Below are 20,083 nucleotides of genomic sequence, written 5' to 3'. Positions count from 1 at the left end.
CTACCGCCCGAGGTACTTGGGCGGGCGGCGCTCCACGAAGCTCGCCACGCCCTCGTTCGCGTCGGCGGTGCTCATGTTGATCTCCTGAGCGGTGGCCTCAGCGGCCAGTGCGGCCGCCCGGCCGCCGTCCAGGGATGCGTTGACCAGCTGCTTCGTCAGCGCGAGGGCGCGGGTCGGGCCCTGCGCGAGGCGGTCCGCCCACTCCCGGGCGGTGGCCTCCAGCGCCTCGCCCGGCACCACCCGGTTGACCAGGCCGAGCCGCTCGGCCTCGGCCGCCGGGACGGCGTCGCCGAAGAACATCAGCTCCTTGGCCTTCTGCGGGCCGACCAGACGCGGCAGCAGGTACGCGCCCGCGCCGTCGGGGACCAGGCCACGGCGGACGAACACCTCGATGAACCGGGCGGATTCGGCGGCGATGACCAGGTCGCAGGCGAGCGCGAGGTGCGCGCCGATGCCGGCGGCCGTGCCGTTGACGGCGGCGAGGACCGGCTTCTCGCAGTCGAGCACGGCAGTGATCAGGCGCTGCGCACCGAGCCGGATCATGCGGGCCACGTCGCCCGCGATCCGCTCGCCCGGCGTCGCGGGGGCGCCGCGCAGGTCGGCGCCCGCGCAGAAGCCCTTGCCGGTGGCGGTGATGACGACGGCCCGCACGGCGGGGTCGGCGGAGGCCTCGCCGAGCAGGGTGATGACGCGCTCGCGCTGGTCCCGGGTGACGGCGTTCATGGCCTCCGGCCGGTTGAGGGTGATCCACGAGACGCCGCTCTCGATGCGGTGCAGGACTTCGTCGGCAGTGCCGTCGCTGGTCATGGATGGAACTCCCTCTCGGGGTGAGGTGGTTGGTGTGGGAGCGCGCAGCCCCGGACCCCCGTTCGCCTGCGACGCCGCTACCGGGGTCCAGCCCCCGCACGGTGCCGCACCCGTGCGGGGTCCGGGGCTGGACCCCGGGGAACGGGAGAAGGGCGGGGCGGGGCCGCGCATCGGCGCTCAGCGGCAGATGGCCAGGGCGTCCAGGGCCACCGCCCCCTGCCCCCGGGGGAGGACCATCAACGGGTTGATGTCCAGCTCGGAGAGGACACCCCCCAGCTCCAGCGCCATCCTCTGTACCCGCAGGACCACCTCCACCAGGGCGTCCACATCGGCCGGCGGCGCCCCCCGGACCCCCTCCAGCAGGGCGTGGCCGCGCAGTTCGGTCAGCATCGCGCGGGCCTGGTCCTCGCCGAACGGCGGGACGCGTACCGCCGCGTCGTGCAGCACCTCCACCAGGACCCCGCCGAGGCCCACGGTGACGGTCGGGCCGAAGAGGTCGTCCTGGGTGACGCCGACGACCATCTCGACCCCGCGCTCCACCATCTGGCAGACCAGGATGCCGTCGAGCGGGACGTTCTCGTAGCGGGCGATGTCCGTCAGCTCCCGGTAGGCGTCCCGGATCTGGCTGGCCGAGGTCAGGCCGATCTTGACCAGGCCCAGCTCCGTCTTGTGTGCGAGCTGCGGCCCCGAGGCCTTCATCACCACCGGGTAGCCGACCAGGCCGGCCGCCCGGACCGCGGCCGCCGCGCTGGTCACGAGCTGCTCGCGGGGGACCCGTATCCCGTAGGCCCGCAGCAGCTGTTTCGCCGCGTGTTCGCTGAGCTGCTGGCCCGGGCGCATGAGCGCCTGCGCCTTGCGGTACGAGGGGGACGGGGTCCGCGGGGCGTCCTCGAAGGGGGAGCGGTAGGCGGCGGTGAAGCGGTGGTGGCCGAGGTAGGCGCGGACGGCGGTGATGCAGTTGCCGAAGGTGCGGAAGGTGGCCACCCGGGAAGAGCCGAGCAGGGTGGTGCGGTAGGCCTCCTCGGTGCCGACGGGGGAGCCCCAGACCACGCAGATCAGTTTGTCGCTCTGCTCGGCCGCGTCCACCAGGTCCTGGGCGAGCTTGTCGCTCATGGGCGGGAAGGGCCCGGTGATGGGGCAGATCAGTACGCCCACCGACGGATCGGCGAGGATCGCGTCGATGATCTTCCGGCCGCGCCAGTCGCCGACCGGGTGGCCGCCGTTGTCGACGGGGTTGGCGACGTTCAGGTACTGCGGTATCCACTGGTGGAGCTCGTCCTGCTTGGCCCGGGAGAGGGTGGGGAGGCTGAGTCCGGCCTCGGTCGCCAAGTCGGAGAAGTGGGCTCCGGTGCCGCCGGAGATGGAGTACACGACGACCCCGTCGGCCTGCGGTTTGCGGGCCCGGGCGAGCAGGGCCGCGGTGTCCTGGAGCTCGTCCAGCCCGTCGACGCGGATGACGCCGAACTGGCGCATCGCGGCGTCCACGACGGTGTCCGCGCCGGTCAGTTTCCCGGTGTGGGAGGCGGCCATCCGGGCGCCGGTCTCGGTGCGGCCGACCTTGACTGCGACGACGGGGACGCCCGCCCGGGCGGCCCGGTCGGCGGCCAGCAGGAAGGACCGGCCGTCCTTGAGGCCCTCCACGTAGCAGGCGATGGCGCCGACCTCGGGCTGTTCGGCGAAGTAGGAGATGAAGTCGGAGGTTTCGAGGTCGGCCTCGTTGCCCGTGGGAGCCCAGTGGGAGAGCCGGATGCCCAGTTCCTGGAGGGTGTAGACGGGCCGGCCCTGGTGGCCGGACTGGGTGATCAGGGCGATCGCCGGGCCGTCGAGGTCGTCGCGGAACTCCTCGAAGGCGTTGAGGTTCGTGTTGGGGCCCAGGAGGCGCAGGCCCGACCGCCGGACGGCGGCGGCGAGCCGTGCCTGGGCGGCGGCCCCTTCGTCCCCCGTCTCGGCGAAGCCGGAGGCGAAGGCGACGGCGAACTTCACCTTGGCCTCGGCCAGTTCCTCGATCACCGGCAGCGGATCGCCGACGAGGAGGACGGCGAGGTCCACCTGTTCGGGCAGGTCGGCCACGGAAGCGTGACAGGGCAGGCCGAAGACGGTGGGGCGGGTGGGGTGCACGGGGTGGATCCGGGCGCCGACGCGCTCCGCCCAGGCGACGAGCTGGCGGGTGATGCCGGTGTTCGGCCTGCCCTCGGCGTCGGAGGCGCCGATGACGGCCACGGACTCGGGCCGGAAGAACCGGTCCAGGTCGGGGACGTCGGCGTGCAGGGGCCGTCCGCTGACGTCCACCGCGACCGTGTCCTCGGAGGACGGCGCCGCCATGGAATGGACGGCCGTCCTGGGGGTCTCCCCGCAGGCCTCGACACGTGCGCGGAAGTCGGTGGTGAGGGTGCCGTGAGTAGATCCAAGCATCGTTCCGCCCGCTCCTGCTCGATGAAGCCCAATAACTGACGCGTAGTCAGATTACTGAACTGACGCGCCGTCAGGAACAGTGCTGCGCAGGAAAGGTGGTGGAGGTGGTGTGTGGAACGGTGACAGATCCCTTCGGGGTGGGTCCAGGGCAGGATTCGGACTGTTCTGCGAGCGGGCGCGGGCGGGCGGGAGATCGGCTGTGTGACCGACTACGCGAGCGGGTCGACCGGGCGCAGGCCGGTGTCCGGCAGCGCCTCGGACGGCTGCCGCCCGACCTGGGGGCCGAGCCGGCGGGACAGGGCCCGGGCGATCTTCTCGGCGTCCAGGGCCATCTCGCGGAACATTCCGCTGATGGGGTTGGTGAACCCGGTGAAGTACAGGCCGGGGGCCTGCGCGGGGGTGCGGGTGCCGTGCGTACGGGGGCGCCCGCGCTCGTCGAGCACGTCCAGGTGCCCGACCAGGCCCTCCAGGCCGCGGCGGTAGCCGGTGGCCGCGATCACCGCGTCCGGGGCGATCCGCGAACCGTCCGCGAGCACCACCTCGCCGCCCTCGAAGGAGGCGAGGGCGGCGACCGGCTCGACCTTGCCCGTGCGCACGGCGTCGATCAGACCGACGTCCTGGACCGGGACCGCGCCCTCCTTGACCCTGCTGTACAGGCCGGTGTCGGGACGGGGGAGCCCGTACGCCGTCAGGTCGGGGACCGACGCCTTGGCGACGAGCGCACCGAGCCGGTCCACGAGCCGCACCGGCAGCCGCCGCACCATGATCCCGGTGCGCTGCGCGGCCCAGCCCGCGGTGGAGCGGCGCACGATGTGCGGGGCGGTGCGCACGGCGAGCCGCACCCGCGCGGCCCCGCCCTCGGCCAGGTCGACGGCTATTTCGGCGCCGGTGTTGCCGACGCCGACGACGAGCACGTCCCGGCCCTCGTACGGCGCGGCGTTGCGGTAGTCGCGGGCGTGCAGCAGCTCTCCGGCGTACGTGTCGCGGCCCGGCCGGTCGGGCAGTGCGGGCGTGTGGTTGAATCCGGTGGCGACGACGACCGCCCGGGCGTCGAGGACCCGGCCACCGGTGGCGTGCAGGAGCCAGCCGTCCCCTCCGGGGGCCGGATCGATCCTCGTCACCTCGACCCCGGTGACGATCTCCAGCTCGTGGAACTCGACGTACTTCTCCAGGTACCGCACCACGTCGTCCCGCGAGACCCACCGGCCGAACCGGCGCGGCATGGCCAGCCCCGGGAGCGCCGAGAGCCGTCGGGTGGTGTGCAGGTGCAGCCGGTCGTAGTGCCCCCGCCAGGAGGCGCCGACGGCATCGTGCTTCTCGACGACCACCGCACGCACCCCGCGGGCGCGCAGCGCTGCGGCCGCGGCGAGGCCTCCGGGGCCGGCGCCGATCACGTAGACCGGGCGGGGCTGGGTGGACATGTCAGGGGCTGTGGGGACTCCGGGCATGAAGAGTGAGCGTATAGACACACAGCGTTGTTGGGTCTCGGACGAGGAGGGAATCGATTGCGGATCGATCACGGCCCCCGGCCGGGCCCGGCCGGGCCCCTTGCGCGATCGCCCGGCATCCGCTGAACTGACGTGCCGTCAGATTGAAGGGAGAGGTCGATGCAGACCGTCTGGCTCAGTGGGGCCGAGTGGCTCGCCGTGCTCCGGATAGGCCTCGGCCTGTGGTGGCTGGAGAGCTGGCGGCACAAGGACAAGAAGGGCTGGTTCGAACGCGGCACCGGCATCGCCTGGGCCGCCGACGTCGCCGGAAAGCACCGCTGGCCGTTCGTGAAGGGCGGCTTCGAGAAGGTCGTCCAGCCGCGCCCGCGCCTGATGGCCCACGTCGTCGTCTACGCGGAACTCGCCCTGGGCCTCGGCCTGGTCCTCGGCTTCCTGACCCCGATCGCCCTCGTCGGCGGCCTGCTCCTGAACCTGCTCTACCTGATCCTGATGATCCACGACTGGGCCGAACAGGGCCAGAACGCGATGATGGCGCTCATCTCGCTCGTCGCCCTCTTCGCCATGGCCTGGCAGACCTGGTCCCTCGACGCGGCGACGGGACTCTTCCTGTGAACACCCGCCACGACCTCCCCGAGACCGACGACTTCACCCGCCCCTACTGGGAGGCGGCCGCCCAGGGCCTGCTCCTGCTGCGCCGCTGCGCGGACTGCGGACGGGCCCACCACTATCCGCGGGAGTTCTGCCCGTACTGCTGGGCCGGCGAGGACCGGGTGACCTGGGAGCCTGCGAGCGGACGCGCCACCCTCTACACCTGGTCGGTGATCCACCGCAACGACCTCCCGCCGTTCGGGACGCGCGTCCCGTACACGGCGGCCGTGGTCGACCTGGCCGAAGGCCCCCGGATGATGACCGAGGTCGTGGACTGCGCCCCGCCGGACCTGTGCATCGGCATGCCGTTGCAGGTGGCCTTCCGCGAAGCGGCGGAAGGCGTCCTGATCGCGGTCTTCCGCCCCGGGCCGCACGCGACGGCCTGACCGGCCAGGGCCTGACCGGCCAGGGCCTGACCGTGCCGTGCCGTGCCGTGCCGTGCTGTGCCGGCTCGTGTCGTGCGGTGCCGGCTCGTGCGGTGCCGGCTCGTGCGGTGCCGGCTCGTGCGGTGCCGGCTCGTGCGGTGCCGGCTCGTGCCGTGCCGGCTCGTGCGGTGCCGGCTCGTGCGGTGCCGGCTCGTGCCGTGCCGGCTCGTGCCGTGCCGGCCCGTGGGTGGCGGACGGCACGGTCGACCCCTACGGCCAGAGCAGCTCGCGCGTCCAGCCGGAGCCGTCCGGGGTCCGGCGGTAGCGCAGCCTGACGTGCCGCCGTGCGGCGTCGCCCTGGAAGAACTCCACCTCGGCGGCGTCGAGCACGTACCGGGTCCAGGTCGGGGCCGGGGCGTCCGGCTCGGCGCCCGCCCGCTCCCAGGCGGCCGCCGAGGCCTGCGCCAGCTCCTGCACCGAGCCCAGCACCTCGCTCTGGCGGCCCGTCAGCGCCGCAGCGAGCGCACCCCGCGAGCGGACCGCCAGGTCCGCCCGGCTCTCCTGCGGCCCGCAGGCGGCGACCCGGCCGCGGATCCGGACCTGCCGGGCCACCGTCGACCAGTAGAACGCGAGCGCGGCGTCCGGGTGCCCGGCGAGCTGGCGGCCCTTGGCGCTGGTGGCGTGCGAAGCGAAGTGCCAGCCGTGCCCGTCGGCGTCGTGCAGCATCAGGATCCGCACGTCGGGCCGCCCGTCGGCATCCACCGTGGCCAGGCTCATCGTGTGCGGCTCCGGCTGCCCGGCGCCCGCGGCGTGCAGGAACCACTCCCGGAAGAGCGCCAGCGGCTCGGCCGGTGCGGCCTGCGGATCGAAGGAGGGTAGCGGGCCGTCCCACACCCGCAGGGAGTGCAGGGTGGTGTGGAACGCCTCGATCTCGGCCGTCTCGTCGCTCGTGATCTCGCGGGTCATGCCGCCCATCGAACACCATCGCAGCAGCTTCGGCGTTCGCCGGACTCGAAGCCTCCGCCGTTCCTATGATGTGCAGCCTTCAACGACTTGAGGTGGGGGCCCAACATGCGCAACAGCGGCAGCAGAACGAACGCGATACGTGGCGGAGCGCTGCGGCGCGCGGCGGTGGCCCTCCTGGTCGCCTGCACGGCAGTGGCCTGCGGCCCGGCGGACGGCGGTGGCCCTGCCGTGTCGCCGCCGCCGAGCCTGTCGGCGTCCGCGACCCCGACGCCCACGGCGACCCCGACGCCGACACCGACTTCCGCGCCGCCGTCGCCGTCCGCCACTCCCACGGCGACCCCGACGCCCGCGCCCACGACCGCCGAGCCGGCCGTGCAGACGCCCGACGCGAAGCCGGCCCCCACCCGCGAGGGCGCCGGCACGCCGCGCCCGCCCGCCACCAAGGCGCCGACGAAGGCGCCGGCCGAACCCGCCAGTGGCACCTGCGAGATCGTTTCGAACGCCGGGAACTGCTACAAGGCGGGGCAGTTCTGCCGCAAGGCCGACCTGGGCAGGTCCACGCACGCCGAGAACGGCCGCCTGATCTATTGCCGGCTGGACGGCAGTCAGCCCCGCTGGCAGTACTGAACGTGAGCTCGGCCGGGGCCGGGTGCCGGCTCGCCCCGCCGTTCCCCGGGGGCGGACCTCGCGCCTCAAGCGCCGGCGGGGCTGGCATGGTGCGGCGCCGTGCAGGGGCGGCCTGGGCCCTGCGCCTCGAACGCCGGTGGTGCTGACTTGGTGCCGCGCCGTTGCGGGGGCGCTGCCCCCGGGCCCCCGCGCCTCAATCGCCGGCGGGGCTGACTTGGTGCGGGACGCCGCCCCGGGCCCCCGCGCCTCAATCGCCGGCGGGGCTGACTTGGTGCGGGGCGCCGCCCCTGGGGCCCGCGCCTCGAACGTCGGCCGGCCGGGTGGTGGTCCCGGTGAGGCGGCCCTCACCCCCGTCCCAGGATCACCGTTCCCGACGAGCAGAACCAGCCTCCCGTGCCCGAGGCCAGGGCGATCTGCGGTAGGGCGCCGTTCCTCTTCGTGACCTGGCGGTCCGGGCCCGCCTCGCCGCGGAGTTGGCGGACCGCCTCGACCAGCAGGAACAGCCCGCGCATGCCGGGGTGGCAGGCCGAGAGGCCGCCGCCGTCGGTGTTGACCGGCAGTTCCCCGTCCCGTAGGAGGCGGCCCTTCTCCACGAAGGCCCCGCCCTCGCCCTTCGCGCAGAAGCCGAGGTCCTCCAGGGTCACCAGGGTCATGTACGTGAACGCGTCGTAGATCTCCGCGATGTCCACGTCCGCCGGGGTGAGGCCCGCCCGTTCGAAGGCCAGCCGGCCCGAGACCGCCGCCGGGGAGACGGTGAAGTCCTCCCATTCCGACATGGTGGTGTGGGAGACGGAGGTGCCCGAGCCCAGGATCCAGACCGGCTCCTTCGCCGTGTCCGGTACGTGGTCCTCCGCCGCCAGCAGCACCGCGCAGCCGCCGTCCGAGCGGATGCAGCAGTGCAGCTTCGTGAAGGGGTCCGCGATCATCTCGCCGGACAGGACCTCGTCCACCGTGATCGGGTCGCGGAACATCGCGTCCGGGTTGCCCGCGGCGTTCGCGCGGGCCTGGACCGCCACCGAGGCGAGCTGCTCCAGCGTCGTCCCGTACTCGTACATGTGGCGGCGCGCGGCCATCGCGTACTTGGAGATCAGCGTGTGCCCGTACGGGACCTCGAACTGCAGCGGCCCCCGCGCCCCGAACGAGAGGTTCGAGGTGCGCCGCCGTGCCTTGATGTCGGCGCGCGCCGTCGATCCGTAGACGAGCAGGACGGCGTTGGCGTGGCCGGCGGCTATCGCGTCCGCCGCGTGCGCCGCCATGACCTCCCAGGTCGATCCGCCCACCGAGGTGGAGTCGACCCAGGTGGGGCGCAGCCCCAGGTACTCGGCCACCTCGACGGGGGCGAGCGTGCCGAGGCCCGCCGAGGCGAAGCCGTCGATGACGGAGCGGTCCAGGCCGGAGTCGGCCAGGGCGCGCCGGGCGGCCTGCGCGTGCAGGGCGTACGGGGTGGGGCCGTCCACCCGGCCGCAGTCCGAAAGGGCGACGCCGACGACGGCGACCCGGCGGCGTCCGTTGCGAGGTGCAGCTGTGGGTCCAGGCATGAGGAGACGGTACATCTGACGCTCAGTCAGTTTCTAGTCCACGCCTGCGCATCGCCGGTGACCCGAGGACTCCGACCCCTGTGCATCTCTCGTCGCCCGCCCTAACATGACGGCCCGTCAGATACGGGAAGGAGCCCGACGATGGATGCCGCCTTCACCGCGGAGCAGGACGAGATGCGCCGTACCCTGCGCGAGGTCCTGGGCAAACGCTGCGGCCCGGACGAGGTCAAAGCCGCCGTCCGCACCGCCGCCGGACACGACCGCGAGCTGTGGCGGCAGCTCGCGCAGCAGCTCGGCCTGCCGGGCATCGCCGTCGCCGAGGAGTACGGGGGCGTCGGCTGCACCCCCGCCGACCTGGCGCTGGCCTGCGAGGAGACCGGGCGGGTGCTCCTTCCCTCGCCGCTGCTGGCCACCGCCGCGCTCGCCGTACCGCTGATCACCACCCTGGGTACCACGGCCCAGTGCTCCGCACTGCTCCCGCCGCTCGCCGCCGGCGGGCTCACCGCGGCCCTCGCCGTCCCCGGCCCGGCACTGTCCACGGCCCTCGCCCTGACGGGCGACAACGCCCCCGGCGAGTGGGCCGGCGGCGGCCGGGCGGGCGGGGTGCAGGCCCGGACCGGCGACGACGGCGGCTGGCGGTTGTACGGGGAGGCCGCGCAGGTCCTCGACGGCCACAGCGCCTCCCTCCTGCTGGTCACCGCGCACACCGGCGGCTTCGCCCGGAGCCGGACCCTGCTGTTCCTCGTACGGGAGGACGCCCCCGGGCTCGTCCGGTCGCGGCAGACCACCCTGGACGAGACCCGCCCGCAGGCCCGCATCCAACTCCGCGACGCCCCGGCAGAGTTGCTCGGAACCGATACCGGCGGCAGCGCTGACGGCGACGCCGTCCTCGCCGCACTGGCCGCCACGGGGCGCACCGCCGCCGCGGCCCTCGCCGCCGAGGCGGCCGGCGCGGCCGGTCAGGCGCTGACCCGCACCGTGGACTACGTACGCCAGCGCGAGCAGTTCGGCCGGCCCATCGGCTCGTTCCAGGCGGTCAAACACCGGCTCGCCGACCTCTACGTCCAGGTGCAGGCGGCCCGCTCGGCGGCCTACTACGCCGCCTGGGACCCGCGGCAGGGCGGCCTCGCCCTCGCCCAGGCCCTGGAAGCCCTGCGCATCACGGCGGCCGAGGCGATCCAGCTGCACGGCGGCATCGGCTTCACCTGGGAGCACGACGCGCACCTGTACTTCAAACGGGCTGCGGCCGACGAGCTGCTGTTCGGTCCCGTCCACCGGCTGCGGGCGCACGCCGCCCACCGCGCGGGCCTGTTCGCCACCCCACAAGAGAAGGCGGCCGTCTGATGGCACCCGGCGTCAAGCTGATGCAGAAGGTCTCCTCGACCATGCTGTTCGCCAAGATCGCACCGCACTTCATCCCCGCCATGGACAAGGCGGTGCACAAGCTGACCCGCGGCAAGGTCATGCTCAGCGCCCAGATGCTCCCCGGCGTGATCCTGACCGCCAAGGGCGCCAAGACGGGCGAACCGCGCACCACGCCGCTCGCCTGCATGCCGGAGGAGGGAGGCGTCAGCTGGCTCCTGATCGGCTCCAACTTCGGCCGCCCCGGGCACCCGGCCTGGACCGGGAACCTACTCAAGCATCCTGACGCGGACGTGAGTTGGAAGGGCCAGGACATCGCCGTACGGGCCCGGCTACTGGAGGGCGAGGAACGCGCGGCGGCGTGGCAGGCCGTGCTGAGGTTCTGGCCGCCGTACGCGACGTACCAGGCGCGCATCGAGCGCGAGATCCGGCTGTTCCGCCTGGAGCGTCGCTGATCGCGGCGGACGGCCGAAGGTTCGACGGCGGAAAGTGAGCAGGGAGGGGAGGGAGAGGGAGAGAGGGAGAGGGAGAGAGGGGGAGGGCGGCGGACCCGTGGCGGGTCCGCCGTCACTTGGTCGGCTTCTTGCCCGTGACGCCCAAGTGGACGAGCAGCGCCAGGTTCGGCTTGAGCTCGGCCTGCTTGACGCCCCAGGTCTGGAAGCCCTTCTGGTGCGAGGCGACCGCGGCCAGCATCGCGACCAGCGAACCCGCCATCGCCGCCGGGCTGAGGTCCTTGTCGACCTTGCCCTTGGCCTGGAGCTCCTTCATCGACTCCGTGAGGGAGTTGGTGACGGAGTTCAGGATCTTCATGCGGATCTTGTAGAAGCGCTTGTCGCCCTCGGCTGCACCGAGGTCGACGACCCGCAGGATCGCGTCGTTGCGCCGCCAGAAGTCCAGGAAACCCTCGACGAGTTCCTCGGCGGCCTGCCAGCCGGCCTTGCCGACCCAGTTGCGGCCCTCGACGAGCGCCGTCAACTGCGCGCCCTCCGTGGCCATTTCCTCGGCGATCTCCAGGACGGCGCCCTCGACGTCCGGGAAGTACTGGTAGAAGGTCGCGGGCGAGGTGCCGGCCTTGCGGGCGACGTCGATCACCTTGACGTCGCGGTACGGCGAGGAGCTGAGCATCTCGCTGAGGCAGTCGAGCAGCTTCTGCCGCGTCGCCTGACCGCGCCGGCCGGCCACGCGGCCGTCGACGGTGCGTACTTGTCCTGTCATGCCGTCAGCTTACCGAGGGGTGATCTGCGCGCGATTCGGCCGCCTGCAAATGGGGTTACCCGACACCTGGCCTGGGTGAAGGCCGGGCCCCACGCCGCCGCGGGCGGCCGGTTCCGTGCGGTCCCGGACGGGCGAGCCGCCGAGGAGGTGTGCGTTCCGGGTACGTGCCGGGCGGGACCAGGGCGGATCCCGGGTGGATCCTGTGCGAAATCGGGCGATCGACGCCCCGTCCACCCCGCCCGCTTCCTCTCGAAATCCCCCGATTAGTCTTGTCAACAGGCTGTGGACAAGTTTTCGGGCAGATCATGGCCGAGGGGCACAACGGAAGGAAACGGGCCATGGCCGCATTCGCGGAGGGCACACCCTGCTGGGTGGACGCCTCGCTTCCGGACGTCGAGGCGGGCAAGCGCTTCTACGGTGAGCTCTTCGGGTGGACCTTCGGCCCCGGCGCCGGCCCCGAATACGGCGGCTACACGCAGGCCTACAGCCGCGGCCGCAACGTCGCCGCCCTCGCTCCCAAACCCGACGGCCGCATGCCCACCGTCTGGGGGATCTACCTGTACACCTCCGACGCCTACGCGTGCGCCGCCCGCATCCGCGCCTCCGGCGGCCAGATGGTCATGGACCCCCAGCCGGTGGGCCCGTACGGGGGCGCCGCGCTGGCGGCCGACCCCGGCGGGGCCGTCTTCGGCCTGTGGCAGCCCGGCACCCACCACGGCTTCGAAGCCCAGCAGGAGCCGTACACGTACTGCTGGAGCGAGCTCTACACGCGGGCCCGCGACGCCGTCGACGTCTTCTACGCCAACGTCTTCGGCTACGTCCCCGAGGACCAGGACGACGCCGGCGCAGGCGTCGAGTACCGGCTGTGGTCCCCGCCCGGCAGCCGGCCCGGGGCGCAGACCGCCGTCCTGGGGCGCAGCCTGATCACGGACGCCTTCCCGGAGGTCATGCCGGCGCACTTCCTCGTGTACTTCGCCGTACCGGACTGCGACCGGTCCGTCGCGACGGTGAAGCGGCTCGGCGGCCGCGTCACCGCCGACCCCTTCGACACGCCTTACGGGCGGATCGCGGTCGTCGCCGACAACCAGGGCGCGGTGTTCGCGCTGCTCTCGGAAGCCCCCGCGGGGCCGACGGCGTAGGGGCCGCCGGGCCGCGGCGTCTCCCGCGTCCGTCCGCCCCGCCCGGACTGTGACGACACGGCCCGTGCGCGGGCCTGACAGAATCGGGGTTGCGCGACCCCGGGCGGCGCCCGGGGTGAGACGCTGCACGGGGCCGACCGCCGTGCCGGCGCGCGTGCAGGTGGAACGGGCCAGGCAAGGGCCCGTACGGGGAGGTGTGGAGGCGAGTGGTGGAGCAGCTGACGCAGCACGACCCGAGACGGATCGGCCCCTTCGAGGTGCTGGGACGGCTCGGCGCCGGCGGCATGGGGCTGGTCTATCTCGCACGGTCGGCATCGGGGCGCCGGGTGGCGATCAAGACGGTGCGCACCGAGCTCGCCGAGGACCAGCTCTTCCGGGTGCGCTTCACCCGCGAGGTGGAGGCGGCGCGCGCCGTGTCCGGCTTCTACACCGCGGCCGTGGTCGACGCCGACCCGCGGGCCGCCGTGCCGTGGCTGGCGACCGCGTACGTCCCGGCGCCCTCCCTGGAGGAGATCGTCAACGAGTGCGGGCCGATGCCCGCCCAGGCCGTACGGTGGCTCGCCGCCGGCATCGCCGAGGCCCTGCAGTCCATCCACGGCGCCGGCCTGGTCCACCGCGACCTGAAGCCGTCCAACGTGCTCGTCGTCGAGGACGGCCCGCGCGTGATCGACTTCGGCATCGCGAGCGGCGTCTCCAACACCCGCCTGACCATGACGAACGTCGCCGTCGGCACACCCGCGTACATGTCGCCCGAGCAGGCGAAGGACTCCCGCAGCGTCAAGGGCGCCAGTGACGTCTTCTCCCTCGGCTCGACGCTGGTCTTCGCCGCGACCGGACATCCGCCGTACCACGGGGCCAACCCGGTGGAGACGGTGTTCATGCTGCTGCGCGACGAGCCCAACCTGGAGGGGCTCCCGGACGAGCTGCGGCCCCTGATCGACTCCTGCATGCAGATGGACGCCACCCAGCGCCCGACCCCCGCCGACCTCCAGGCGCAGCTCGCCCCGCACCTCTTCGACGGCGGCGACGACAGCGGCACCGCCTCGGCGTGGCTGCCGGGCCGGGCCGTCGCGATGATCGAGGCCCGGCGGGCGGGGCAACGTACGGCCGCCGCGCCGCCGGTCCCGGCGCCCGGCCGCCCCGCGGGGCGCGCCGCCGAGGCCGCCACGCACCGCCGGGAGCCGCGCGGCGGCGCCGACTCCTGGGTCGACCCGCGGACCGGGCAGGCCGTGCCCCAGCGCCCTCAGCACCCGCCGAGGCCGGCGTCCCCCGCGCCGTCCGGCGAGCCGGTGCTGCTCGGCGGCTCCCCCGTGCCGATCGGGCCCGGGCCGCGCGCGAGCGCCGCGGCCCCCGCCGCGCACGCCGCCTCCGCGGACTCGGCGACCGGCTGGGTCCGCCCGCCCGGCGGTGCAGCGGTTGCCCCGGCCTCTTCCTCGGCATCGGCCGTGGTGCCGAGCCCCGGCCCGGCCCCGGACAGCGGCCGTTGGCGGCCCTGGCGGTTCCGCATGTCGAACGAGGTCTGGGGTACCCCGACCGTCGCCGGAGACCTGCTGTACGTGACCTCCTTCGAGGTGCACGCACTGGACGTGGCCAGCGGCCGCCGCCAGTTCAAGACCCGCGACGTCGCCTGGTCCATGGCCGTCGCGGACGGCCGCATCCACGCCTCCGACGGCCCGTCCCTCTACGCGCTCGACGCCGGCGACGGCTCGGAGCGGTGGCGGCTGAACACCGACGCCTGGGTGTACGCGGTGCGCGCCGAGCGGGGCACCGTGGTCACCGCGACGCGCGGCGGCGGCGTGCAGGGCTGGGAAGCCTCGAACGGTCAGAAGCTGTGGGAGCTGACCGGCGCCCAGAGCGATTTCGAGACCCCGGAGGCGGCGCCCGTCCTGCACGACGGCACGGTGTACGTGTGGCAGGACGCGCGGCTGCGTGCCCTGGACGCCCGCAGCGGCCGCGAGGCCTGGTCGTACCCGGTCGGCGACGCGGCCTCCTGCGGCAACGTCCCGGTACGGGTCACCCCGGCCCCGGACGGCAACGTCTACGTCGCCGCCGGCACCCGCGTGCTGTCCGTGGACCGGGCCTCGGGCCGGGTCCGCTGGCACTTCGAGGCCCCCGCGGTGTTCCTGGCCGCCCCGGCGTTCGCGCCCGGCGCGGCGGTCACCGGCGGCGGGGTCTACCTCGCGGACTACCTGGGCACCGTGTACGCCCTGGACGCGGCCACCGGCAAGGACCGGTGGCGCATCGCCACCGAGCCGCGGCCGTCATCGGACCCGGTGCTGGTGGCGAACGGCAACGTCCACCTGGGTGCGGGCAGCGCGCTGTACACGCTCGACGCGGTCACCGGCACCCCGAAGTGGCGGTTCGCCGCGGGCGGCGAGATCACCGGCCCGCCGGCGGTCGCGGACGGCCGGGTGCACTTCGGCTCCGCCGACCACTGCCTCTACACCCTGGACGCGGCGGGCGGCCAGCTGCGCTGGAAGCTGGCCACGGGCGGCGAGATCACGGGCGCCCCGGTGGCCGAGGCGGGCGTGGTCTACGCATGCAGCAAGGACCGCTGCGTGTACGCCCTGGACGCCGCCAAGGGGACGGGGACGCGTACGGCCGGGTGAGGGGTTTTGGACCCGCCGGGTCGCGCGCAGCACCTGGAGTGACAGGATGGACCCCATGAGCAACGTTTACTTCGACATCAACATCGACGGCAAGCCTGCCGGCCGCATCGTCTTCAACCTCTTCGACGAGGTCGTCCCGCAGACGGCGCGCAACTTCCGCGAGCTGGCCACCGGCCAGAACGGCTTCGGCTACGCCGGCTCGGGCTTCCACCGCGTCATCCCGCAGTTCATGCTGCAGGGCGGTGACTTCACCAACCACAACGGCACCGGTGGCAAGTCCATCTACGGCGAGAAGTTCGCCGACGAGAACTTCCAGCTGAAGCACGACCGCCCGTACCTGCTGTCGATGGCGAACGCCGGCCGCAACACCAACGGCTCGCAGTTCTTCATCACCACCGTCGTCACCTCGTGGCTGGACGGCAAGCACGTCGTCTTCGGCGAGGTCGTCGAGGGCAAGGAGATCGTGGACCAGATCGAGAAGCTCGGCACCCCCTCGGGCGGCACCCGCGGCAAGATCGAGATCTCGGCCTCGGGCACCGTCGAGGCCTGATCCCCACCCGCACGGGCTCGGCGGCCCCGCCCCCTCACCGGGGGCCGGGGCCGCCGCCACGTGGTCACAGCTTGAGCAGCACCCCGCGCCAGGTCCAGCCCGCGGCGAGGACCGCCTCGCGCAGGGGGTCCTTCAGCTGACCCGTGTCGAAGCCGAAGTCCTCGGTCAGGCCCCGCTTGCCGTCGGGGCCCTTCTCGATCGTCCACCGCTTCGAGACCGTGGTCACCTGGCCGCGGCTGTACTCCGCTCCCGTGGCCAGCCTCGGCGTCCCCCCGACCCAGCTGACCTCCAGCTGCTCGTCGAGGGCCCGCACCTCGCGCTTGTCGCCGACCAGCCGCATCCGGATCTTGAGGGTGCGCTCCAGCTGCGACGCGAAGAAGAAGGTGTGCCAGGAAGGATCGAGGATCCGCCACTCCGCCACCAGGTCGGCGTTCTCCGCGGGGCGGGCGTTGCGCACGACGTACGCCTTGTCCGGTGCGTTGACCGCGAGCAGCGATTCCCGGACCTCCGCGGCGCTCCGCGGCGCGATACCGGCGTCGGGGCGCCGGGTGCCGGTGAGCTTGTTGAAGAGGCCCATCGTCACTCCGCCGTCTTCGTGTCCGGGCGCACCGTGCGCAGGAAGTCCTGGAAGTCTCCCAGGACGCTGTCGTGCTGCGCCGCGGTGGCGGTCAGCACCGTCCGGATCATCGCGCGCCTGTGCGGGTCCTCGGTGTCCTGGACGGTCATGTACACCTGCGTCTGGACGAGGTCGCGGTGGACCCCGGCGACGACGGCCGACAGGGTCAGCCGCTGGGTCAGGCCCGGTGCACCGGGGGAGCCGATCGCGCGGCGGCCGACGATCTCCGCGGTCTCCGCGATCGCGCGGACCCGCACCGCCGACGCGTCGGCGAGCTCCTCCAGCGTCGTCCCGTCCGGCATGAAGTCGCCGTCAACGGTGATGTTGGCGGTGAACCCGGCATCCGGGTGCGGGTGCAGCGCGATGAACGCCACGTCCGGCGCGCCGACCTCGTCCGGAGGGGCTGCCTGCCAGTCCTCCGGCAGGCTGAATTCGATGGGTACGGGCAGTGTCGTGGGCATTTTCTCGGGCCCTCCTTCCTAGGAAACGTACATCAGTCGAACCATCCGCCGACGGTGTCCTTGACCCCGCCCGCGAAGTCCCCGACCGCGTCGGCCGCATCACCGAAGGCGTCGCCCACCTTGTCGGGGTCCACCGTGAACTCGGCGCCCACGGAGCCGCCGACGCCGAGGGCGACGCCCACCTTGCCGCCGATGTGCCATTTGCCGTCGTCGCCCTTGCCGAACGTGGCCTTGGCCTCGGCGCCCGCACCGACCCAGCCCTCCGCGGTGCCGCCGGCGCCGATCCCGGCGAGCTCACCGCCGCCGGCGGCGCTGGCCTTGGCGCCGGCGAAGGCCTTCGCACCGGCGTTGAGACCGTCCTTGCCGACGCCCAAGGTGGCCTGGGCCTCGCCGCCGGCGAAGCCCTCGACGCGCCCGTTGGCGCCGAGGTATCCGTATTCGGCGTTGACGCTCGTCAGCGTACGGACCCCGGCGGACACCTCCGCCTTGCCGCTGAGGCCCTTGTCGGTGAACCCGTAGCTCGCGGAGCCGCGGGCTCCGACGACGAAGTCGTCGACGCCCGAGAGCTTGATCCCGCCCATGGTCGTCTCCCCCTTCGCAGTTGCGTGGAAGAGGTCGGCATAGGCCTTGACCTGGCCCTCCTTGCCGTTCTTGACACCGGTGACGGTGACGCCGGCAGCGGGCCCCGTCACCTTGACGGAGTCTTCCTTCGTCTTGACGTCCGCTTCGTCGACCTTGGCCGCCTTGGCGTCCTTCACGGCCTTGTCCAGGCTGCCCTCGGCGCCGGCGTTGAAGCCGTCGAGCGTCTCGTCGGCGCCCTTGCCCAGGGCGTCCTTGTTGCTGTCGACGACTTCGGCGCTCAGCGCGAGCTTCACGTTCTGGTCGAGTTCGTCGAACGCCTTCACACGGTCGTCGATGTGCTTCTGCCACTTGCTGACGGCTTCGGTGATCGTCTTCTGGCCGTCGGGGTCGTGGTGGTAGGCGCTGCGCTCGGAGGGCGTCAGCTTCCCGTAGTCGAAGGCGACGTTGCCCCCCTCGGAGACCGTCATGCCGGCGGCTATCGCGTCGTCGCGGGCGCTCTCCAGCTTCTTCTTCAGGTCGGTGAACTGGGTGTGCGCGTCGCGCAACAGGCTCGCGATCGCCTTGGCCTGGGTCTGTGCGGCCGCGTACTCGTACCGCGTCGCGTCGAACCGGGAGTGGGCGGCGCCGGCGCTGACGCCGACCCAGGTGTCGCCCATGGTGACCTTCTGGACGGTTTCGCCGTAGCGGCCTTCGACCTTCTTCAGCTCGCCGGCCATGGAGTCCCATTTGCCGGCGGCCGTCGCCAACAGGCCCAGATCCGTGGTCATGACTTCGGAGTAGGTCAACACTGCATCCCCCTGTTACAGCATGATCAGTTTCCACCGCGCCGCAAGGATCCGGACATGGGCATGCCTCCCCGGTGGCCAGGTTTGATCATATGCATGGCAACTGTGAACGGGCCAAGCGCCAGGTGACCCCTCACGTTTCCTGCACGAGACGGGCCGCGCAGCCCCATCCCCCGGCGCACGAGCGGTGATAGCGTGGCCCGCCGTTGTCCAGGGGAGGAGATCGAGCCATGGTGGCCGGACGTCGGATCAGGTTCACCGCGGTGCTGGTCGCCGTCGTGTTCGCGCTCACCGGGTTCTCGTCGCACGGGCACGGCAGCAAGAGCAGCGGCAGCGGCGGCGGATGCTCCGGCTCCAAGAAGCGGAGTAGCTACGACAGCAACAACAGCAACACCAACAACAGCAATGGCAGCGGGAAGTCGACGCCGTCGCCCAGCAAGAGCGCCGGCCCGCCCGCACACGCCCAGGTCGTCACCTGCGCCGGCCCCGGCAGCCCGAAGGCCGTCCTCAAGGTGACCTCGGACGTCGACACCGCGCGCCTCATCGACGTCCCCGTCGTCTTCCAGGGCGCGTCCGGCGTCGTGGAGCGGACCTCCGTCCGGGTGTCGCTCAAGGCCCGCGAAACCCAGACGGTCACCGCCGCGATGGTCCAGAAGGACAAGGCGGCCGAGGTCACCGGCTGCGCCCTCGGCACGATCAACTAGCGCACCCGCGGCTCCGGCGCCGCCGCCCGGCGCCCCGCGAACAGGTCCGCCTGCCGCTCCGGCGGCAGGTTGCCCAGCGAAATCAGCGCCGGGGCCTGTGCCAGGGCCTGCTGCAACGCTGCCTGCTTCGCCGACCACAGGGCCCGTACGGTGCCCTGCACGGCCTCCGTCGGATACCCGGCCAGCGTCCCCGCCGCGCGCAGCGCCGCCGGGAGCAGCTCCTCGGGCGCAGTCAGCTCCGAGACCAGACCGATCTCGTACGCCCGCTGCGCGGAGAGCCGTTCCGCCGTCCCCATCAGGGACATCCGGGCGGCCTCCCCGAACGGCATCCGCTGCGCCATGTACACGGCCTCGTACGCGCTGACCATCCCGTACGTCGTGTGCGGGTCGAAGTACGTCGCGGCCGAGGAGGAGACGATGAACTCCGACTCGCCCAGCAGGTAGAAGGCCCCACCGCACGCCATGCCGTTGACGGCCGCGACCACGGGCTTCCACAGGTCGTTCGCCTTCGGGCCGACGGACAGCAGCGGGTCGTCGACCGAGTACGGGGAGGCGGGCTGCGCAACGGTGACGCCGCGGTCGATGCCCGTGCAGAACGCGGCCGGGCCCGCTCCCGTCAGCACGACCGCGCGGACGTCCTCCGCGTGTCGGAACTCCCGCCAGATCTCGGTGAGTTCGGCGGCCGTCGCCAGGTCGATCGCATTGTGCTTGCGCTCCCGGTCCAGCGTGACGACCGCGACCCCGCTCGCCCCGTCCCGCTCCACCCGCACCGTCACGACTTCTCCAGCACCCAGCGCGGCACGGTGAACCCGCCGGTCTGCGCGAACACCACCTGGACCCGGGCCCCGATGCGCAACCGGGCGGGGTCCACGGAGCCCAGCGGGGCGTCGGGGGAGGTGACCAGGTTCCCGGCGAGGCGGATGTGCGGGGCGTCGGCGAGCTCCACGAGGATCACGTTGTACGGGGCCTGCGCGGCGTACGCGGGAAGCAGTGGCGGGTGCGGCCGCACGTAGGACCAGATGCGGCCGCGGCCGGACATCGCCCGCCACTCGGAGTCGAAGGACTGGCAGTGCGGGCAGCACGGTCTCGGCGGGAAGCGGAGCCGGCCGCAGGCGGTGCAGGCCTGGACGCGGAGTTCGCCCCGGGCGGTGTACTCCCAGAAGGGGGCGCCGTCCTCGTCGGGGACGGGCAGGAGCAGCTCTTCGGTGCGGGCCGCGCCCACGGCGGCGGTGGTGTCGGCGGTCATGAT

At 73.0% G+C, this 20,083-nt stretch carries 20 protein-coding genes; 9 read left to right on the top strand and 11 right to left on the bottom strand.

Annotated features, from left to right (window positions below; all coding sequences use genetic code 11):
• The 3 genes from OG974_RS19215 to OG974_RS19205 all read right to left on the bottom strand — a co-directional run bounded on the left by OG974_RS19215 (nucleotide 1) and on the right by OG974_RS19205 (nucleotide 4,640).
• Entirely contained in the window at nucleotides 1–807 is an 807-nt protein-coding gene (locus OG974_RS19215; RefSeq protein WP_327283929.1) for an enoyl-CoA hydratase-related protein, read from the bottom strand.
• Nucleotides 808–984: 177 nt separating this feature from the next.
• Nucleotides 985–3,219, bottom strand: coding sequence for an acetate--CoA ligase family protein (locus OG974_RS19210; RefSeq protein WP_327283928.1), 2,235 nt, complete (start codon nucleotides 3,217–3,219; stop codon nucleotides 985–987).
• A 209-nt stretch (nucleotides 3,220–3,428) separates the two neighbouring features.
• Nucleotides 3,429–4,640: an NAD(P)/FAD-dependent oxidoreductase gene (locus tag OG974_RS19205; RefSeq protein WP_328763065.1), complete on the bottom strand. Its 1,212-nt coding sequence runs from the start codon at nucleotides 4,638–4,640 to the stop codon at nucleotides 3,429–3,431.
• 186 nt (nucleotides 4,641–4,826) lie between these two features.
• Between OG974_RS19205 and OG974_RS19200 the strand changes: the two genes are divergently transcribed.
• Nucleotides 4,827–5,279 carry a DoxX family membrane protein gene (locus tag OG974_RS19200; RefSeq protein WP_327283926.1) on the top strand — a complete coding sequence of 151 codons (453 nt, stop codon included), beginning with the start codon at nucleotides 4,827–4,829 and terminating at the stop codon, nucleotides 5,277–5,279.
• The gene (locus OG974_RS19195; protein ID WP_327283925.1) at nucleotides 5,276–5,701 is read left to right on the top strand and encodes a Zn-ribbon domain-containing OB-fold protein; all 426 of its coding nucleotides are present in this window, start codon (nucleotides 5,276–5,278) and stop codon (nucleotides 5,699–5,701) included. Before OG974_RS19200 ends, OG974_RS19195 begins: the two co-directional genes overlap by 4 nt.
• A 249-nt stretch (nucleotides 5,702–5,950) precedes the next feature.
• Here the strand turns inward: OG974_RS19195 and OG974_RS19190 are convergent, their stop codons facing one another.
• Nucleotides 5,951–6,646: a pyridoxal 5'-phosphate synthase gene (locus tag OG974_RS19190; RefSeq protein ID WP_327283924.1), complete on the bottom strand. Its 696-nt coding sequence runs from the start codon at nucleotides 6,644–6,646 to the stop codon at nucleotides 5,951–5,953.
• Between the two features lie 105 nt (nucleotides 6,647–6,751).
• Between OG974_RS19190 and OG974_RS19185 the strand changes: the two genes are divergently transcribed.
• Nucleotides 6,752–7,273 carry a hypothetical protein gene (locus OG974_RS19185; protein WP_328763062.1) on the top strand — a complete coding sequence of 174 codons (522 nt, stop codon included), beginning with the start codon at nucleotides 6,752–6,754 and terminating at the stop codon, nucleotides 7,271–7,273.
• A gap of 344 nt (nucleotides 7,274–7,617) precedes the next feature.
• On the opposite strand, the gene OG974_RS19180 is transcribed toward OG974_RS19185, so the two are convergent.
• Nucleotides 7,618–8,811: an acetyl-CoA acetyltransferase gene (locus OG974_RS19180; RefSeq protein WP_327283922.1), complete on the bottom strand. Its 1,194-nt coding sequence runs from the start codon at nucleotides 8,809–8,811 to the stop codon at nucleotides 7,618–7,620.
• A 141-nt stretch (nucleotides 8,812–8,952) separates the two neighbouring features.
• Here OG974_RS19180 and OG974_RS19175 point away from each other — a divergent pair, with 141 nt between their 5' ends.
• Together OG974_RS19175 and OG974_RS19170 are read left to right on the top strand one after the other, a co-directional pair.
• Nucleotides 8,953–10,155, top strand: coding sequence for an acyl-CoA dehydrogenase family protein (locus OG974_RS19175; protein ID WP_371643860.1), 1,203 nt, complete (start codon nucleotides 8,953–8,955; stop codon nucleotides 10,153–10,155).
• The gene (locus OG974_RS19170) at nucleotides 10,155–10,628 is read left to right on the top strand and encodes a nitroreductase family deazaflavin-dependent oxidoreductase (RefSeq protein WP_327283920.1); all 474 of its coding nucleotides are present in this window, start codon (nucleotides 10,155–10,157) and stop codon (nucleotides 10,626–10,628) included. The genes OG974_RS19175 and OG974_RS19170 overlap by 1 nt, the downstream gene beginning before the upstream one ends.
• Before the next feature lie 112 nt (nucleotides 10,629–10,740).
• Here the strand turns inward: OG974_RS19170 and OG974_RS19165 are convergent, their stop codons facing one another.
• Nucleotides 10,741–11,388, bottom strand: a complete 648-nt coding sequence (locus tag OG974_RS19165; RefSeq protein WP_327283919.1) for a TetR family transcriptional regulator — start codon at nucleotides 11,386–11,388, stop codon at nucleotides 10,741–10,743.
• Nucleotides 11,389–11,726: 338 nt separating this feature from the next.
• On the opposite strand from OG974_RS19165, the gene OG974_RS19160 reads away from it, so the two are divergent.
• The 3 genes from OG974_RS19160 (at nucleotide 11,727) to OG974_RS19150 (ending at nucleotide 15,686) form a co-directional block, all read left to right on the top strand.
• Nucleotides 11,727–12,527, top strand: a complete 801-nt coding sequence (locus OG974_RS19160; RefSeq protein ID WP_327283918.1) for a VOC family protein — start codon at nucleotides 11,727–11,729, stop codon at nucleotides 12,525–12,527.
• 206 nt (nucleotides 12,528–12,733) lie between these two features.
• A complete protein-coding gene (locus tag OG974_RS19155) occupies nucleotides 12,734–15,136 on the top strand; it encodes a PQQ-binding-like beta-propeller repeat protein (RefSeq protein ID WP_327283917.1) in 2,403 nt (800 codons plus the stop codon).
• 55 nt (nucleotides 15,137–15,191) lie between these two features.
• Nucleotides 15,192–15,686 (top strand): peptidylprolyl isomerase, encoded by a 495-nt coding sequence (locus tag OG974_RS19150; protein WP_327283916.1) that lies wholly within the window; start codon nucleotides 15,192–15,194, stop codon nucleotides 15,684–15,686.
• A 64-nt stretch (nucleotides 15,687–15,750) separates the two neighbouring features.
• Here the strand turns inward: OG974_RS19150 and OG974_RS19145 are convergent, their stop codons facing one another.
• The 3 genes from OG974_RS19145 to OG974_RS19135 are packed head-to-tail and all read right to left on the bottom strand — an operon-like array spanning nucleotide 15,751 to nucleotide 18,112.
• A complete protein-coding gene (locus tag OG974_RS19145) occupies nucleotides 15,751–16,263 on the bottom strand; it encodes a hypothetical protein (protein WP_327283915.1) in 513 nt (170 codons plus the stop codon).
• A 2-nt stretch (nucleotides 16,264–16,265) separates the two neighbouring features.
• Nucleotides 16,266–16,763, bottom strand: a complete 498-nt coding sequence (locus OG974_RS19140; RefSeq protein WP_327283914.1) for a hypothetical protein — start codon at nucleotides 16,761–16,763, stop codon at nucleotides 16,266–16,268.
• A gap of 32 nt (nucleotides 16,764–16,795) precedes the next feature.
• A complete protein-coding gene (locus OG974_RS19135; protein WP_327283913.1) occupies nucleotides 16,796–18,112 on the bottom strand; it encodes a hypothetical protein in 1,317 nt (438 codons plus the stop codon).
• Nucleotides 18,113–18,360: 248 nt separating this feature from the next.
• Between OG974_RS19135 and OG974_RS19130 the strand changes: the two genes are divergently transcribed.
• Nucleotides 18,361–18,834 (top strand): hypothetical protein, encoded by a 474-nt coding sequence (locus OG974_RS19130; RefSeq protein ID WP_327283912.1) that lies wholly within the window; start codon nucleotides 18,361–18,363, stop codon nucleotides 18,832–18,834.
• Here the strand turns inward: OG974_RS19130 and OG974_RS19125 are convergent.
• Both OG974_RS19125 and OG974_RS19120 read right to left on the bottom strand, forming a co-directional pair.
• Nucleotides 18,831–19,610 carry an enoyl-CoA hydratase/isomerase family protein gene (locus OG974_RS19125; RefSeq protein ID WP_328763056.1) on the bottom strand — a complete coding sequence of 260 codons (780 nt, stop codon included), beginning with the start codon at nucleotides 19,608–19,610 and terminating at the stop codon, nucleotides 18,831–18,833. The two genes, OG974_RS19130 and OG974_RS19125, sit on opposite strands and share 4 nt — an antisense overlap.
• The gene (locus OG974_RS19120) at nucleotides 19,607–20,080 is read right to left on the bottom strand and encodes an OB-fold domain-containing protein (RefSeq protein WP_327283910.1); all 474 of its coding nucleotides are present in this window, start codon (nucleotides 20,078–20,080) and stop codon (nucleotides 19,607–19,609) included. The genes OG974_RS19125 and OG974_RS19120 overlap by 4 nt, the downstream gene beginning before the upstream one ends.
• Nucleotides 20,081–20,083 lie beyond the last annotated feature (3 nt).

The sequence above is a fragment of the Streptomyces sp. NBC_00597 genome (assembly GCF_041431095.1).
Taxonomy (GTDB): Bacteria; Actinomycetota; Actinomycetes; order Streptomycetales; family Streptomycetaceae; genus Streptomyces.
The sequence above is the reverse complement of the archived record's forward strand: the minus strand, read 5'-3'. Positions and strand labels throughout refer to the sequence as shown.